17 protein-coding genes and 1 other annotated feature are annotated in these 16,368 nt (G+C 36.0%); of the genes, 3 read left to right on the forward strand and 14 right to left on the reverse strand.

Annotation, left to right across the window (positions count from 1 at the left end; translation table 11 throughout):
- The first annotated feature begins 141 nt into the window (after positions 1-141).
- From ACVWY7_RS01830 to ACVWY7_RS01840, 3 genes are all read left to right on the forward strand, one after another.
- Positions 142-1,281, forward strand: a complete 1,140-nt coding sequence (locus tag ACVWY7_RS01830) for an IscS subfamily cysteine desulfurase (RefSeq protein WP_000973801.1) — start codon at positions 142-144, stop codon at positions 1,279-1,281.
- A 2-nt stretch (positions 1,282-1,283) separates the two neighbouring features.
- Positions 1,284-1,826 carry a transcription repressor NadR gene (locus ACVWY7_RS01835; protein ID WP_000812272.1) on the forward strand — a complete coding sequence of 181 codons (543 nt, stop codon included), beginning with the start codon at positions 1,284-1,286 and terminating at the stop codon, positions 1,824-1,826.
- 81 nt (positions 1,827-1,907) lie between these two features.
- A complete protein-coding gene (locus ACVWY7_RS01840) occupies positions 1,908-2,555 on the forward strand; it encodes an MOSC domain-containing protein (RefSeq protein WP_000510701.1) in 648 nt (215 codons plus the stop codon).
- A gap of 81 nt (positions 2,556-2,636) precedes the next feature.
- Here the strand turns inward: ACVWY7_RS01840 and pheA are convergent, their stop codons facing one another.
- The 14 genes from pheA to spoIVFA form a co-directional block, all read right to left on the reverse strand.
- Positions 2,637-3,488: a prephenate dehydratase gene (gene pheA / locus ACVWY7_RS01845; RefSeq protein ID WP_000621721.1), complete on the reverse strand. Its 852-nt coding sequence runs from the start codon at positions 3,486-3,488 to the stop codon at positions 2,637-2,639.
- A gap of 96 nt (positions 3,489-3,584) precedes the next feature.
- A complete protein-coding gene (locus ACVWY7_RS01850; protein WP_001989927.1) occupies positions 3,585-5,501 on the reverse strand; it encodes an ABC transporter permease in 1,917 nt (638 codons plus the stop codon).
- A gap of 49 nt (positions 5,502-5,550) precedes the next feature.
- A complete protein-coding gene (locus ACVWY7_RS01855) occupies positions 5,551-7,473 on the reverse strand; it encodes an ABC transporter permease (protein ID WP_105989275.1) in 1,923 nt (640 codons plus the stop codon).
- The gene (locus ACVWY7_RS01860) at positions 7,448-8,224 is read right to left on the reverse strand and encodes an ABC transporter ATP-binding protein (RefSeq protein WP_000114530.1); all 777 of its coding nucleotides are present in this window, start codon (positions 8,222-8,224) and stop codon (positions 7,448-7,450) included. The genes ACVWY7_RS01855 and ACVWY7_RS01860 overlap by 26 nt, the downstream gene beginning before the upstream one ends.
- 93 nt (positions 8,225-8,317) lie before the next feature.
- Positions 8,318-9,400: a HAMP domain-containing histidine kinase gene (locus ACVWY7_RS01865; RefSeq protein ID WP_142395525.1), complete on the reverse strand. Its 1,083-nt coding sequence runs from the start codon at positions 9,398-9,400 to the stop codon at positions 8,318-8,320.
- The gene (locus ACVWY7_RS01870) at positions 9,390-10,097 is read right to left on the reverse strand and encodes a response regulator transcription factor (RefSeq protein WP_000276720.1); all 708 of its coding nucleotides are present in this window, start codon (positions 10,095-10,097) and stop codon (positions 9,390-9,392) included. The genes ACVWY7_RS01865 and ACVWY7_RS01870 overlap by 11 nt, the downstream gene beginning before the upstream one ends.
- Before the next feature lie 139 nt (positions 10,098-10,236).
- Positions 10,237-11,523, reverse strand: coding sequence for a GTPase ObgE (gene obgE, locus ACVWY7_RS01875; RefSeq protein WP_000496111.1), 1,287 nt, complete (start codon positions 11,521-11,523; stop codon positions 10,237-10,239).
- The gene (locus ACVWY7_RS01880) at positions 11,523-12,071 is read right to left on the reverse strand and encodes a sporulation initiation phosphotransferase B (protein WP_001037006.1); all 549 of its coding nucleotides are present in this window, start codon (positions 12,069-12,071) and stop codon (positions 11,523-11,525) included. The genes obgE and ACVWY7_RS01880 overlap by 1 nt, the downstream gene beginning before the upstream one ends.
- Positions 12,072-12,134: 63 nt before the next feature.
- Positions 12,135-12,425: a 50S ribosomal protein L27 gene (rpmA, locus tag ACVWY7_RS01885; RefSeq protein ID WP_000944957.1), complete on the reverse strand. Its 291-nt coding sequence runs from the start codon at positions 12,423-12,425 to the stop codon at positions 12,135-12,137.
- A gap of 3 nt (positions 12,426-12,428) precedes the next feature.
- On the reverse strand, positions 12,429-12,773 hold the full coding sequence (locus ACVWY7_RS01890) for a ribosomal-processing cysteine protease Prp (RefSeq protein ID WP_001973720.1): 345 nt from the start codon (positions 12,771-12,773) through the stop codon (positions 12,429-12,431).
- Positions 12,774-12,784: 11 nt separating this feature from the next.
- On the reverse strand, positions 12,785-13,093 hold the full coding sequence (gene rplU / locus ACVWY7_RS01895) for a 50S ribosomal protein L21 (protein ID WP_000270907.1): 309 nt from the start codon (positions 13,091-13,093) through the stop codon (positions 12,785-12,787).
- A gap of 14 nt (positions 13,094-13,107) precedes the next feature.
- Positions 13,108-13,185: a sequence feature (ribosomal protein L21 leader region), on the reverse strand.
- Positions 13,186-13,262: 77 nt separating this feature from the next.
- Positions 13,263-14,651 carry an Rne/Rng family ribonuclease gene (locus ACVWY7_RS01900; RefSeq protein ID WP_072192110.1) on the reverse strand — a complete coding sequence of 463 codons (1,389 nt, stop codon included), beginning with the start codon at positions 14,649-14,651 and terminating at the stop codon, positions 13,263-13,265.
- Between the two features lie 67 nt (positions 14,652-14,718).
- On the reverse strand, positions 14,719-15,579 hold the full coding sequence (gene spoIVFB, locus ACVWY7_RS01905; protein WP_000599079.1) for a stage IV sporulation intramembrane metalloprotease SpoIVFB: 861 nt from the start codon (positions 15,577-15,579) through the stop codon (positions 14,719-14,721).
- Entirely contained in the window at positions 15,572-16,318 is a 747-nt protein-coding gene (gene spoIVFA / locus ACVWY7_RS01910) for a stage IV sporulation protein SpoIVFA (RefSeq protein ID WP_456523630.1), read from the reverse strand. Before spoIVFA ends, spoIVFB begins: the two co-directional genes overlap by 8 nt.
- Positions 16,319-16,368: the final 50 nt, after the last annotated feature.

Here is a 16,368-nt window from a genome sequence, read left to right on the forward strand (position 1 = left end):
CCTACTTTACACTTTTCAACTGTCTTGACACCTATATTTACATAGTTTTAAAATAATGACAAGAGTTTTTTTATAATTCTTATTTTCAACACCATTTAAAAAATACGAGAAATGTAACTCTTACTAGAGAGAGGAACTTACATGATGATATATCTTGACTATGCAGCTACTACACCTATGAGCGTAGAAGCATTACAAACATATACGAAAGCAGCATCGCAATACTTCGGAAACGAACAAAGTTTACACGATATTGGAGGAACAGCCTCTTCTTTATTACAAGTTTGCAGAAAAACATTTGCTGACATGATCGGTGGAAAGGAACAAGGGGTATTCTTCACGAGCGGCGGGTCAGAATCGAACTATCTTGCGATTCAATCCCTTCTCAATGCCCAAAATAAGAAGCATATTATTACGACACCTATGGAACATGCATCCATTCGAAGTTATTTTCAATCTCTAAAATCACAAGGCTATACGATTACTGAAATTCCTGTTGATAAAAGTGGACTCATTCGTTTAGTAGATTTAGAAACGGCTATTACAGAAAATACCGCTCTAGCAAGTATACAGCACGGAAACTCTGAAATCGGAACCGTTCAAAATATCGCAGAGATTGGGGCACTTTTAAAAAAATATAACGTTTTATTTCAATCAGATTGTGTGCAAACATTTGGTAAACTTCCTATACATGTTTTTGAGATGGGGGTTGATAGTCTTTCTGTTTCAGCACATAAAATATACGGACCAAAGGGTGTTGGCGCTTGCTATATAAATCCGCAAGTTCGTTGGACACAAGTATTTCCGGAAACTTCTCACGAAAAAGGTTTTCGCCCTGGCACAGTAAACGTCCCTGGCATCGCATCTTTTTTAACAGCTGCTGAGAATATATTAAAAAATCAGCAAGAAGAAAGTTTACGTTTTAAAGAGTTACGATCCTACTTTTTAGAGCAAATACAAACACTTCCGCTAGAAATTGAAGTAGAAGGTCATTCTACTTCTTGTTTACCACATATTATTGGGGTTACAATAAAAGGAATAGAAGGTCAGTATACAATGCTAGAATGTAATCGCCGCGGTATTGCCATTTCCACGGGAAGTGCTTGCCAAGTCGGTAAACAAGGACCTTCGAAAACAATGCTTGCAATTGGAAAAACGTATGAAGAGGCAAAACAATATGTCCGCTTCTCTTTCGGACAACAAACAACGAAAGATCAAATTGATACTACTATTCATGCACTACACACAATTGGAAATCAATTTTATAGAGGTGTTAAATGATAATGAAACAAAATGAACAAAAAAAGATTTTAGGTGAAGAAAGACGACAGCTTATCCTTCAGTGGCTTCTAGCTGCAAATGAACCGTTATCTGGGAATGAACTCTCGAAAAAAACGAACGTAAGTAGACAAGTTATCGTGCAAGACATTTCCTTGCTTAAAGCAAGAAACGAACCAATTATCGCAACTGCCCAAGGATATTTATATTTAAAACCACAAGAGAAACAACAAGCTTTCGAACGCGTAATTGTATGCCAACATAAACCAGCAGAAGTACGTCAAGAACTTACAATGCTTGTTGACCACGGCGTTACGATTAAAGATGTAAAAGTTGAGCATCCTGTATACGGTGACTTAACAGCATCCATCATGGTAAGTAATCGCTTTGATGTAGAGCAATATTTACAAAAAATAGAAAACACAAATGCTTCCTATCTATCGCAATTAACAGATGGTATTCACTTACATACAATTGAAGCAGATTCTAAAGAGAAGTTAGATGCTGCTTGCGAAGCTTTAGATAAAGCAGGATTTCTCGTTTATTAATGTAAAGCACAGAGTTTTTTTATCATTCTCTGTGCTTTTTTAATGATATAATATTGTAATCAATTGTAAAGGAGATCAAAGATGGGAATTGAACTCGTTCACTTTAGCATTGGCAAACCGAAACAAATGAAATATAGCGAAGATAAAGAAATGATTACTGGTATATGTAAAGAACTTACAGAAAAAGCTTTCCTCTCAAAAGATGGATTCCTCGGTGATGACGTAGCAGATTTGAAACATCATGGTGGACCTGATCGCGCCGTTTGCGTGTATCCACACGAGCATTACGCACTATGGGAAGAGGAATTTCAAACAACACTCCCAGCTTCTGCATTTGGCGAAAACATTACCGTAACAAATATGTTAGAGCGTGATGTTTGCATCGGAGATACATATCAACTAGGCGAAGCAATCATTCAAGTAACACAAGCAAGAGTACCTTGTAGCACAATTTCAAAACGTCTTGGCATCCCTGGCATTTTGCCGCGCATTGTAGCAACTGGCTTTACTGGCTATCTATGCCGCGTTCTTCAAGAAGGTACTGTACGTAAAGATTCTAAAATTACTTTACTAGAACGTCCATCAAACAATGTATCTGTTTTATTCTCTAACGAAATTTATTTTCATAATAGAAAAGATAAAGATGCTATTGAAAAGATTCTTTCTGTTCCAGAACTAGCTGATGTTTGGCGTGGTCAGTTAGAGGATCGTCTTGCGAAGTTAAAATAAAAAATCCCACCATTTATAGGTGGGATTTTATTTATATACTAGCGACTGAATTTATATCAACTTAATTACAAATACTCCTCTTTACAACCAATAAGAAGAATAACTCCCCAGCACCGTAACAGAAAAACCAAGTGCTTCAAGTTCCATCGTTACGCCTGGCAATAATACGTCATCGTATGCTTTATCGACATCGATTAAGAAAAAGTAATTTCCAAGTCCTGTTTTCATCGGACGAGATTCGATTTTTGATAAATTTAATTTTCTCCATGCGAAAGCTGATAATACTTGATATAGTGCCCCTGCATAATCAGCAGGTAACGTTATCATAAGCGTCGTTTTCTCACCGCGATTTTCTCCGTTATTTGGGAGTATTGCTTTCTTTTTCTTATGAAGCACGAGGAAGCGTGTATGATTATTTTTATGTGTATGGATGCCACATCTTACAATCGTTAATCCGTATTTTTCTGCAGCTGCTTCATTTGCAATGGCAGCAATTTTTTCTTCAGGATGTTCTTTCACATATTGTGCAGCGGCACTTGTTGATGTCATATCTCGAGCAGTTATCCCTTTTAATTCTTCATTTAAAAACTTATGACATTGGGCAATAGCGTGTGGATGAGAATGCACTGCATATACTTCTTCCCACACTTCTGCATACTGCGGATGCACAAGTAAATGTTGCTGAATTGGTACTGTAATTTCTCCTACAATAGAAAGCGGCTGCTCATGCACAAGATAATCAACTGTTATATTCACTGAACCTTCTATGGCGTTTTCTAATGGTACCACCGCATAATCTACATTTCCATTTGCAGCTGCATCCATACAATCTGGAATCGTTCGATACGGTACATGCTCTGCTTCCGGAAAAAAACGACTCACCGCCATATTTGTAAATGTTGCTTCTGGTCCTAAATATCCTACTCGAATCATCGTCTTTTCCCCTCTTTTTCGTTTTCTTACTGTTATACCATACTTTTTTATATTCTTCTATGTAAATTTCGAATATTTAAAAAAGACTAGCATTCGCTAGTCTAAATGTTTCCTATATTCTCTTTGAGCAAAAAAGAAATACATGATGCATGCAGCGATATAAAATAGAATAAACAAGCCTACTTTTCGTAATGAACCATCCATAAACATCGTATTATGAAACGTATATAACGCAACTGCACTATGCATACTCCCTACTATAATTGGCGCAAAAAATAGCATACATAATTGCCAGCGAGAAATCTTCCATACTTCTTCCTTCGTCATTCCAAGTTTAGAGAGTGCACCATACTGCTTTCGGTCCGATGCAATATTATGGAACCATTTAAAATATACGATGCTACATGATGTAAGGAAAAATAATATACTAATGAATGAGCCTAGAAATAGAGTAATATCACCGAACGATTTCATATTCACATATAACTCCATATTACTTCGAAATGCATGATCTTTATCTTGTTTCATATGTTTCCGTAAATCTTCATTTAATTCTTTCGTATTTTCGATATTTGGTAATGTATAGCCTCTATATATCATTTTTTCAGAATCAGGAACCTGATTTGCTATACTGTCAAAGTCTTTATCATTCATAACGAAGAACAGACCATTAATGTAAGAAGGATGATAGTTAAATTGAATCCCTTCTTTCTGGCCGTTAAATACGAATTGATATGGTTGATTCATTACTTGCAATTGAATCTCTTTTTGATTATATACATTCGAATTATTGTATTTATTATAATAAACAAGTGTCACTGTACCTTTTTTAGGATAATACATTTTCTGTTTTTGTTTCCTCGCTTCTTGGTTATATTCACTTCCTTTTATAAGCGGTACTATTGTTGTTTCTCCCTTATTGGACTGAAAAGATGCATACACTCCAACAAAACTCATATATTGAAAATCATCATACCCATATTGGTGCAATAATTGTTCAACCGTTCCTTCCGCAAAGACTTCATGAGAAGAAGTACCTTTTTCTATGTAAGAAAATGAGTGAACGCCCCCGCCCCGCCACATATCTTGCATACCAGAAAAATATAAGAACACCGTACCTGTTGCCGTAACTACAAACGTCGTTGCCATTGACATTAAAAAGAAAAAACGACCATTTTCCTTCATTCGATGTGACAATTGATTCACTATAAATAAATACGGATATGTATACATAATCTTTTTATTTCGTTTTATCATTTCTAATATTTGAGCAGTACCATGTGTAAATGAAAAATATGTTCCGAAAAAGACAAGTATAGACACAGGCAAAAAGAAGTATAACGCTATCGTTGGCATCGTAGCTTGTAACGCTAACGCATATCCTATCCCTAAACAAATAAAGCCGAATATACAAAGCCACATTGATGTTTTCTTCTCTTTTTTATCTGTTCGAAATTCTTTCAATAACCGAATGATTTTTATATTCCATATACGTAAAGCACTTATAAATGATAAGAGAACAAATACGGCCATATACGCAATAAACGTTCCTCCAATTGCTCTTAAGTCAAATATGACAGGGAGTTCTTTCGGAAGCCCCAGCAACATACTAAACACCATAAAGAAGAGCTTTAAAAAGATCATGCCAAGCCCAATGCCAAAAATATTAGCAAATACCCCGATCAACATTTGCTCGGTCATAATTACGCCAAGTACGCTAGATTTCGTCGCTCCCATTAACATATATAATCCCAATTCTTTCTTACGTGCCTCTATGAAAATAGAAGTAGAGTACAAAATAAATATGACGAAAAAAGAAATGATAATAACATTACATATGATCAGTCCCCAGCGTACGTTTTGATACCACATCGTCTCCTGCATATACGGATGTACAATGACAGACATGTATGCAAAAGACGCAAATATTGCAAAACAACTACTTAAGAAAAAGACTTTATAATTACGCCAATTTCCTTTTATATTTTGTAGCGCTAGTTGTCGAATGTTCATCTATCGTCCCCCTATAACTTACTACATAGGCAAAAAGCTAGAGATTTCTCTAGCTTTTCACATGTTTCAAATATCCTCTTTGCGCGATAATAAAGTAAATCGCAGAAGCTACAATGTACGATCCAATTACAATCGCACCTGATTTCCATAAATCGAGATAAAGCATTTTTCCTAACGTATGAAGAGCGAATCCACTATGAATGGCACCAATTACAATTGGGATAAAGAAGATAACGCCCATTTGTCGAATTGCAATTTTACGAATTTCTTTATCTGTCATGCCAATTCTCTTTAACGATTTAAATTGAATACGATCTTGCTCTTTATCGTTAAACCATTTAAAGTATGTCATACTACAAGCGAAGAAGAAGAATAGTACTGCTACGAAGAAACCGATGAACATTGTAATTGCCCCTGATTCCCTTATATTTTTATAAACGAGCACTGAGTTGTTTAGTTCCCCTTGTTTATCTGGTACAATTTCCTTTTTCAAATCTAACACAAGGTCTTCCGTACTTTTCCAGTCTTCTATATAATAACCGTAATATTTCGTCTTTTCTTCATCTGGTACGAGTTTTGCGTATGTCTCAAAATCTTGATCATTCACAATGAGATATTCACTATCATTAAAAACAGAAAATGAAGTTGGCTTATTCAGTTGAACAGACTGCGTTTGTCCGTTAATTTTAATTTCATGCGGTTTCGAAAGATCTATCTTCATCATATCGTTCGCCATATCCGTTATGACCATTGTTGCACTACCTGGAGCATTATGAACTTCTCTAACTTGCTCTCTTTTTTGTTTACGTACTTCAGCGTTATATTCTTTTTCTGAAACAATCGCCATTGGCATCTCATGTTCACTGTTAAACATCGTGATTTTTTGCGTTCCAGGAAGTTTTACATACGTTACTTCTCGCGCTTCTTCAAATCCGTGTTTTTTTATTAATTCTTTTGTTTTTCCTTCTTTGATGACATTATGCGTATGTATTCCCTTTTCCTCATACGAAATAGCATGCGGGGTACTAGTTACTGCCTTATAACTCATATCCTCAAAAAATACGTACAGTGTACCAACTGCTGAAGATACAACGGCCGTAATGATAGAAATTACAAATAGAAAACGAGCATTATCTTTCATTTTATAAATAAGATTGCTAAGTACAAACATATTTGGATATGTATAAAAAGATTTTTTTCGTTTTTGTAATGCCTTTAATACGACTGTACTACCTTGTGTAAACAGCAAATAAGTTCCGCCTATCGTCAGCCCTACAATTGGTAAAAAGAGAATGATAAAATTCATAAATGTTACTTGGAAGCTAAGTACGTATGCAACAATAATACATCCTATACCAACTACACATAACCATGTAAATGCAAAAGGTTCTACTTTTTGTTTTCTTGCTTCTCTTAATAAATCAATAATTTGCAAGCGTCCTACTGTCCAAACGCTAAACAATGATAAGATTAAAAATAGAATAAAGTATACACCTGCTGTAATCAAAACTGCTTTACTATTCCATACGAGTGGTAGTGTTTTATCTATTTTCAATATTACGCTTAATGCTTGGAAAAATAATTTTGAACAAAGCATGCCAAGTCCAATACCTACTACAATTGCAATGCTACCTAACATAAGCTGTTCTAATATAATCATTCGGCCAAGTTGAGATTTCGTTCCGCCTATTAATGTTAATAAACCAAACTCTTTTTTCCTTGCTCGTAAAAATGTTGAATTTGCATATAAAATAAAGAGTGCTGAGAAGATGACTACAATATAATTCATCGATTCTAACCCTTTTGAAATCATCTCCCTCATACTAATATTACCGCCTACAACATCTGGATGATAAATGAAGGAAGCATACATGAAAAATACGACTATCGATAAACAACTACTTATAAGAAACGCTTTATAATTACGCCAATTTCCTTTTACATTATTAAGCGCGAGCTGGCGAAAGTTCATGATATTCTCCTCCTAGCATCGCAAGTACGTCCAGAATTTCTTGGAAAAAGGCTTGCTTCGTTCTTCCTTTATGAATTTCTGAAAAAATCTCTCCATCGCGAATGAAAAGAATGCGTTCGCAATAACTCGCCGCTACTGGATCATGCGTCACCATTGCAATCGTTACTTTCTTTTGTTCATGTAAGTCTTGCAACGCGCTCATTAATGATTTTGCCGACTTAGAATCTAAATTTCCTGTTGGCTCATCCGCTAAAATTAACGTCGGTTCATGAATGATTGCTCTCGCAGCTGCTGCACGTTGTTGCTGTCCGCCTGATACTTCATAAACCTTTTTATTTAAAATTTCTTCGATATTTAAAAACTTCGCAATTTCCAGTACTTTCGCATCGATTTCATTTACAGATTTCTTCGCCATTACAAGCGGTAAAATAATATTTTCTTTAATCGATAATGTATCAAGTAAGTTAAAATCTTGGAAAATGAAACCTAAATGTGTACGGCGAAATTCCGCTAATTTTGCAGCACGCATTTGATTAATTTCTTCTCCATTTACAAGCACATGACCTGAAGTTTGCTTATCAATTGTTGCTAATAAATTTAAAAGCGTTGTTTTCCCGCTCCCTGAAGGACCCATAATCCCTACAAATTCGCCTTCTTCTATTTTAAAATTTATATCGTTTAAAGCAGTCGTCGCTACTGAACCTTTTGATTGGTACACCTTCGTTAACCCTTTTACTTCAAGAACACTCATTTCTAATCCCCCTATGTGTTTTCTTCTTACATTTACTATAAGAAAAATAAGAAAAAGAAACGAGTGATTTCCCTTACAAAACGTTTTGTTATCTTACAGTTTTGTCATTTTTCTCATTAATGTATGATATTCTTCATCTTTTGCAAATTGGAACGTAAATGTCGTCCCTTCTCTTTCAACCGATTGCACATAAATACCGTGCTGTAAATTATCGCAAATTTCCTTCGTAATATATAAACCCATCCCAGTCGCTTCTCTCGTTTTACGGCCATTTATCCCCGTAAAGAATGGATCAAATATACGCTTTACATCTTGCTCTGGAATACCGATTCCATTGTCCTTAATATGTAATAACACTTTTTGATCTTTCTCTTCAATTTGAAATTGAATTTCCTTTTTCTCTGCTTCTGAAATTTTCGTATACTTAATTGCATTTACAACGATTTGACCTATAGCAATACTGAGCCATTTTCTATCAGATGCAACCATACAAATATCTTCCTCAAACATTACTTTCGGAAATACAGACGATTGAATAAAGGATTTTCGATTTTCATTAATAATACCTCGAATGATATCTATCACATTTACTACTTCTACTTTATAATCTTTCGCAAACTGCTCTAACCTTGCCATATGTAACGCTAAATCTAAACCATTTAGTATACGGTTATTTTCTTCACGAATACTTTCAACTGTTGCTCTTGCTTCACGATGCTCCTTACCAAACTTCTGTAATAGCAATTCTATAACCGATACTGGTGTTTTCATTTGATGAATCCATTGATTCATAAATATCATTTGCTGTTGTTCTTTCGCATGTTGTTTATGAACTTCATTCATATATTGCTGTCTTAATAACGTAAACGATTCAACGACCATCTCTTGCTCTGACGTATAAGAAGTATCAATAAGTAAAGAATCGTGTAATGTATTTCCGCTGGCAACATATTTTTCAATTCTTTTTAAAAACACACTTCGTTTTCGATAATCGTAAATGAGGTATACGATAAATACAACTGTTCCTAATAAAAGTCCATATAACCACGTACTCCAATCAATGGATCGCTTTTCTAAAAGACTTTGCAACTGCAGTACAAGCCCAAATAAACAAAGGCTAACAATATAAGAAAGAATTAAAGAAAAGCGATCCATGAGGTAATTTTTAACCTTCATGCCCTTCGCCCCACTCTGTAAGAAGTGCATAACCATATCCACGTTTCGTTACAATTGCATTTTTAATGCCTAGCTCCTCTAGTTTCTTCCTTACACGTTTCACATTCACGGTTAATGTATTGTCATCAACGAAAGCTACCTCATCCCAGAGGGCTTCTAACAATTCTTCACGCGTTACATATTGATTTGCTTGTTTCATTAAACACTCTAATAAGTAAAATTCATTTTTTGTCAGTTCTGTTTGTTGTCCTTGCCACTCAACAACGTGCTGAGACGGGAATAACAACAATCCATTTACTCCTAAGCAATCGCTTTCTGCCGCAGAAGCGTACTCACCATACCCACGTCGAAGTGCACTTTTTACCTTAGCCATTACAACGTCTAAATGAAATGGCTTCGTAATGTAATCATCTCCGCCATTTTCAATTGCCATTACTTGATCCATTTCCCCCGTTCTTGCAGAAACAAAAATAATTGGTGCATTCGATACAGTGCGAATTTGACGACACCAATAGAACCCATCAAAATACGGTAAATTAATATCAAGTAACACGAGATGTGGATTTACTTTTACAAACTCATCTTTTATATGTCGTAAATCACTTGCTCTAAATGACTGATAGCCATACCTTTCTAAATGCTCCTCTAATATCCCCGCAATTTTCTCATCATCTTCTACAATTAATATTTTATACATACTCGCTTTCTCCCCATAAAAAATTCTTATAAAACCACTTCTTTTTCTATTATAAATTGAAAATTTAATTAGTGGGGATTTTTTCCTGTATAAATCAGACTTTTACGATATAAAAAAAGACTGCCGTATTTCGGCAGTCTTAGTCGATAAATTCAAATTCATATTCAAGAATTTTTACAATATCTCCGTCTTTTGCACCACGTGCACGAAGCGCTTCATCAATACCCATTCCGCGCATTTGGCGAGCGAAACGACGTACAGATTCATCACGTGAGAAGTCTGTCATCTTGAATGTTTTCTCGATATCGTAACCAGAGATAACAAACGTACCATCACTTTCACGTGTAATATCAAATTTAACACCTTCAGTCTCAAATTTGTACATTACACTTGTGTCAGACTCATCAACAACTTCATGTATTGGGAATTCAGGTGTTGTTTCTATTAAGTTCGCTACTTCAAACAGTAAGTCACGAACACCTTGTTTCGTTACAGCTGAGATTGGGAAGATTTTTACTTCGTCTCCCACTTTCTCTTTAAATGCTTGTAAGTTTTCTTCTGCATCTGGCATATCCATTTTGTTTGCAACAACAACTTGTGGACGCTCCGTTAAGCGAAGATTGTATTCTTTTAATTCATTATTAATTGTTACGTAATCTTCATATGGATCACGGCCTTCTAAACCAGACATATCAATAACATGCACGATTACACGTGTACGCTCAATATGACGTAAGAATTGGTGTCCAAGTCCGACGCCAGCATGTGCGCCTTCAATTAGTCCAGGAAGGTCAGCCATAACGAAGCTGCGGTTATCACCAGTTTCAACAACACCAAGGTTTGGAACGATTGTTGTGAAGTGATACTCTGCAATTTTCGGACGTGCTGATGATACGACAGATAATAATGTAGATTTACCTACACTTGGGAATCCAACAAGTCCAACGTCTGCCAGTACTTTCAGTTCTAGAATGACATCACGCTCTTGACCTGGTTCCCCGTTTTCAGCGATTTCTGGCGCTGGGTTCGTAGCTGTTGCGAAACGTGAGTTACCACGACCACCGCGGCCACCTTTTGCAATTACAGCCGTTTGTCCATGCGTTACTAAATCCGCAAGAATTTGACCAGTTTTTTCATCTTTTACTACTGTTCCTGGCGGAACCTTTACAAGTAAATCTTCAGATTTACGTCCGTGCTGACCTTTACTCATTCCGTGCTGACCGCGATCAGCTTTGAAATGACGTTGGTAGCGGAAGTCCATTAATGTACGTAAGCCTTCCTCAACAATAAAAACAACATCTGCACCTTTACCACCGTCGCCACCTGCTGGGCCACCTTTTGGTACATACTTCTCACGACGATACGCAACCATTCCGTTACCACCGTCGCCGCCTTTTACATATATCTTGACCTGATCTACAAACATTATTTCACCACACTTTTTTCAATTGGTTGTAATATAACTGAGACTTCCTCGTCTCGTACTGTATAAGAAATGGAATACCATTTATTGTTTTGGTTCGCAAGCCAATTCTGTAGTTCTTCTACACTCGTTAGCTTACCACGAAAATCAAAAAAGAAACGAGCATTCTCCGCGTCACATTCAATTGTGATACAAACATAATTTTCAACATATACGTCTAAACTATGCTGAAGCATTGAGAAAAATTGATTCGTCCATGTACATACAGTCTCATCTAAGTGAGATAAGTTATGTAAATTCCCTAATACTTCATACTCCAATAAGCACGGCTGCTGTTTCCAATTATATGTTAAAATCCACTCTGAAAATAAAGGCATGGATAGCCCCATCAGATTGGATTCTTGTCTCGCTTCTTGGACAAAACGATCGATGAGACTATGAATTTCTTCCACTTTTCCAAGGGAAAGGTTTCCTTTCACCATCTGCATACGATTGAGCCAATCATGTCTTGAATGGCGCAATGCATCTATAATTGTCCATTTTTTATTCATTTAGATACTCCTTAATATAGAAAAACTCTAACCTGCACTCAGGTTAGAGTTTTCCGTGAGTTCTTATGCTTCTTGAGCAACAGGATATACGCTCACTTGTTTGCGGTCACGGCCAAGACGCTCGAAGCGTACTACGCCGTCAACTTTCGCGTATAAAGTGTCATCGCCACCACGACCAACGTTAACACCTGGATAAATTTTTGTACCGCGTTGACGGTAAAGAATTGAACCACCTGAAACCGTTTGACCATCTGCGCGTTTAGCACCAAGACGTTTTGACTGAGAGTCACGACCGTTCTTTGTACTACCTACACCTTTCTTAGATGCGAAAAACTGAAGATCTAATCTTAACATACGTTACACCTCCTGCACTTTTTCTATTAAACGGATATACTTTCCGTAATCAAGTTCGATCGTCTTAAGCGAAACAACCAATCCTTCTAAAAGTGTTTGTGCTTTTTCTGCTGCATGAACGTCTAAATCATTAGGCAATTCATACGTTAAGAATCCGCCATCACTTCCGAGTTCAATAGTTGCCTGCACATTACAAAGTTCTTCCACTGCATTTATAGAACCAAACACAACCGCTGTAGTTCCAGCACAGACAAGGTCTTGTCCATGTGGCGCATAATCGGCATGTCCAGTCATTTTAAATGATTGGATACTTCCTAATTTCGTGCGACTTATCGTAATTTTAATCATGTTAACCTGGATTAAGCGTTGATAGCTTCAACAACTAGCTTAGTGTAAGGTTGACGATGACCTTGTTTCTTACGATTGTTCTTTTTCGCTTTGTATTTGAAAACGATAATTTTCTTAGCGCGACCTTGTTTTTCAACTTTCGCAGTAACTGTTGCACCTTCTACAACTGGGCTACCAACTTTAACGTTTTCGCCACCAACGAAAAGAACTTTGTCAAAAGTAACAGTTTCACCAGCTTCAACATCTAATTTTTCAATGTAGATTGCTTGACCAGCTTCAACTTTAATTTGTTTTCCACCTGTTTCGATAATTGCGTACATACTTGCACCTCCTCTTAATTACTAAGACTCGCCAAAAACGAGGTAGACATACATGCCTTTAGGGAACCTGTCTTGTGCGGTTGTAGCATATAGCCGTTTAGGTGCTATAAACTATAACATAAAGATGTTATCATGAATCATAGACGGTTGTCAATGAAAGTTCTACTAACTATTTTTTCCGTTCTACAATTTCTTTTTTACTTCCAAAACGGATAATTGCATACTTTTCGATCATATCATCTTTGAAATAAATTTCAAATGGAATATTTTTTTGTAATTCTTTTTGCGAAAATTGTTTTTGCAGTTCTTTAGGTGCAGAGATTAATACTGCCTCATCTTCTATATTGCCATATGTAATTAGCTCTCTCTCTAGCTCATACGCAATTGTTTCATATGACATTACATACCCCGTCGCTTTGCACGGTGCACACTCTTCTAGTAATACGTCGCGTAAAGAATGTTTCTTACGTTTACGTGTCATCTCTAAAATCCCTAACTCTGTAAACCCGAGTACCCTTGTATATGTACGATCATTTTGCATAGCAGCCACGAGACATTCTCTTACCTTTTCTTTATCTTCTCTTCTTTTCATATTAATAAAATCAATTAATATCATACCACCGATATCACGCAGTCTTAATTGACGCGCTATCTCTTCAGCTGCCACTTCATTTGTACGAAGGACTGTATCTTGTAAATTCTGTTTGCCAGTAAACTTGCCCGTATTCACATCAATTACAGTCATCGTCTCCATTTGCTCCACAATTAAATAAGCGCCATTCGGGAGCCACACAATTTTTTGAAGTGCTTTCTCAATTTCACGCTCTATTCCAAAATGGTTAAACATTGAAGATTTTTCATTATAAAAAGATACTTTCTCTTTACCGACCTTTTCTTCTAATTCTTTTACTATACTTCTTGTATCTACAATTACTTTTTCAATTGTTTCAATTGGATTTTCTTGAAATACACGATCTAAAAAGGTTGCCGGTCGATGAAGTAGTAACGGGGCCTTTCCTTGTTCCTCTTTTCTTTTTAACTCTTCATATAACTGCTGTAACCTTTGCATTTCAGCTTGTATTTCTTCAATCTTTCCTTTTTCAGAAGCAGAGCGAAAAATATAACCTCCTGTCCCTTCTACTTCAATTTGGAGTAGTTGTTGCCTTCTTTTATTGTTTTTTATTTTCCGAGAAACCGCACGCATTTCATCATATGGCATATAAACGACATATTTCCCGGTAAATTCTATATTTGCTGTCAATTTCGGCCCTTTCGTATCAATTGCCTCTTTTACAACTTGTACGAGTACCGCTTGTCCTTCATGTATTCGATAAGAAGATGGTACATCATCGTACGAAAGATACGCATGTTTTTCTAAACCGATATTTACAAAAGCTGCGTTCATTCCAGCAATCGTTCTTACGATACGTCCAACATAAATATGCCCAACAATCTCTTGTTCTTCATTTCGTTTCCATAAAAACTCAACAATTTTCTTCTTCTCTTCAATTGCAACGCGTTTTTCCGATCCAGCGTAGTTCATATATAACGTTTTCAAAATTCTTTCCTCACTTTATAATCTTCTTTGCTTTTACAATAATAAAAGGTTAGTGCTAACGTCAACACTAACCGATTAATTCTTCAACAGATGAAGTTGTTCGTTTTTCAGTAAAATACGCATAAAGCAATTCATTTTCATCCAATGTGTAATGCTCTTTATATTTTCCATGAACGATAATAGAGTGCTTATACCCTCTACGAAATTTTGTGAAGATTGTATATAAACGATCTTCTGTTTTCACCTCAATTGGTGCAATCTTTTCAATTCCTCTTTTGTTCCCATAATAACGTTCTAATAAAAAACGCATAAAGGCATACCGTCTTTGTTTCCATTCTTGATATAACGACACCGCTAAAAATATGAGCAGTACCCACATCATAATATTGTTACTATTCCAAAGTAACTGCCATCCTAGTATGACACTAAAAAAAACACATGATAATTTCATCATCTTTTCATGTGCTTGTAAATAAGGAAAACGATATGATAATACGTTAAACAATACTTTCCCGCCATCAAGTGGCCAAATAGGTAGTAAATTAAATGCTAAAATAATTATATTATTCCACATAAAGAAATAATATAATTCCGCATGAAGCCAACCAGCTTCAAACAACGTATAGCCTACCGCCATCATCCAAATATGTTGAATAGGCCCTGCAATTACGACAACAAGCTCTTCTTTCAATGACTTATTCCCATGCTCCTCAAGCTCAGCTACACCACCAAACGGTAAAAGTTGAATTTTTTTGATGCGCCAATTATAGTGTGCCGCTGCAAAAGCATGCCCGAGTTCATGAATAAGAACGATACAAAATAACAATAGTAACTCTTTAAAACGTGCCGTAAAAATACCAATGACAATAATAACCCAAAACAACGGATGCACTGAAATCTTCGTTAAAACCTCTCTATATTTAATCAAATGAAATCACCTGAATCGGGTCAATAAATTTTTCATCCTTTTTTATTGCGAAATAAAACTTACCATTTTTATCGTTTGTATCATTACTCACTGTTCCAATTTTTTGTTTCTTTGAAACGTAATCATATAATTTCACTGACATATCATTTAAATTTGCATACCATGACTCCGTACCATCTGCATGCTGAATTTGAACTGTATTACCAAGTTCCTCTTTTTTGCCTGCAAAAACAACTAGACCTTCATTCACTGACTCAACAGTTGCATTTGTTGCTGTTTGTACAAATACACCTTGGCCATTTTTTTGAAACCCTTGCATCACCTTTCCGGAAGCAGGAATTGCATAATCTTTTTGCTGAATATTCCCTTCTTTTTTCTCATTAGGCGAATAGAACACGAGAGGTTTTCCAAACTGTTTTTCGTACCATTTCGCTACAGTAGCAAATTGAAATTCTTCTTTCATCACTTTTTCTGTAACAGCTTTCGCACCGTCAAAAGAAGAAGGTGCATTCTTATATAAAATAGCGACAGAAAGAACTAATATTGCTGATAACAATACTTTGAAGAAAAACACTTCTTTTCGAAATAAAGGATGAAATTCCTTTTCTCCATCTTCAATAAATACTGTTTCACTATCAAAATTCTCCCCAGCAAAATACTGCTCTTCCTCCATCCTTTCTTGCTCTGCCTTCCTTTTCGCAATCCGTTTTTTAATTTCTTCTACACGTCTATTCTTCATACTGTCTCCCTTCTTTCGTTCAGCTAATTTACATAGAAACAGTTGTATAC

The organism is Bacillus sp. TE9106W (assembly GCF_054062215.1).

Excerpts from the sequence above, each read along its gene's own strand:
- ACVWY7_RS01830 (WP_000973801.1), top strand. The coding sequence starts at position 142 with ATGATGATATATCTTGACTATGCAGCTACTACACCTATGAGCGTAGAA.
- ACVWY7_RS01835 (WP_000812272.1), top strand. The coding sequence starts at position 1,284 with ATGAAACAAAATGAACAAAAAAAGATTTTAGGTGAAGAAAGACGACAG.
- ACVWY7_RS01840 (WP_000510701.1), top strand. The coding sequence starts at position 1,908 with ATGGGAATTGAACTCGTTCACTTTAGCATTGGCAAACCGAAACAAATG.
- pheA (WP_000621721.1), bottom strand. The coding sequence starts at position 3,488 with ATGATTCGAGTAGGATATTTAGGACCAGAAGCAACATTTACAAATATG.
- ACVWY7_RS01850 (WP_001989927.1), bottom strand. The coding sequence starts at position 5,501 with ATGAACATTCGACAACTAGCGCTACAAAATATAAAAGGAAATTGGCGT.
- ACVWY7_RS01855 (WP_105989275.1), bottom strand. The coding sequence starts at position 7,473 with ATGAACTTTCGCCAGCTCGCGCTTAATAATGTAAAAGGAAATTGGCGT.
- ACVWY7_RS01860 (WP_000114530.1), bottom strand. The coding sequence starts at position 8,224 with ATGAGTGTTCTTGAAGTAAAAGGGTTAACGAAGGTGTACCAATCAAAA.
- ACVWY7_RS01865 (WP_142395525.1), bottom strand. The coding sequence starts at position 9,400 with ATGAAGGTTAAAAATTACCTCATGGATCGCTTTTCTTTAATTCTTTCT.
- ACVWY7_RS01870 (WP_000276720.1), bottom strand. The coding sequence starts at position 10,097 with ATGTATAAAATATTAATTGTAGAAGATGATGAGAAAATTGCGGGGATA.
- obgE (WP_000496111.1), bottom strand. The coding sequence starts at position 11,523 with ATGTTTGTAGATCAGGTCAAGATATATGTAAAAGGCGGCGACGGTGGT.
- ACVWY7_RS01880 (WP_001037006.1), bottom strand. The coding sequence starts at position 12,071 with ATGAATAAAAAATGGACAATTATAGATGCATTGCGCCATTCAAGACAT.
- rpmA (WP_000944957.1), bottom strand. The coding sequence starts at position 12,425 with ATGTTAAGATTAGATCTTCAGTTTTTCGCATCTAAGAAAGGTGTAGGT.
- ACVWY7_RS01890 (WP_001973720.1), bottom strand. The coding sequence starts at position 12,773 with ATGATTAAAATTACGATAAGTCGCACGAAATTAGGAAGTATCCAATCA.
- rplU (WP_000270907.1), bottom strand. The coding sequence starts at position 13,093 with ATGTACGCAATTATCGAAACAGGTGGAAAACAAATTAAAGTTGAAGCT.
- spoIVFA (WP_456523630.1), bottom strand. The coding sequence starts at position 16,318 with ATGAAGAATAGACGTGTAGAAGAAATTAAAAAACGGATTGCGAAAAGG.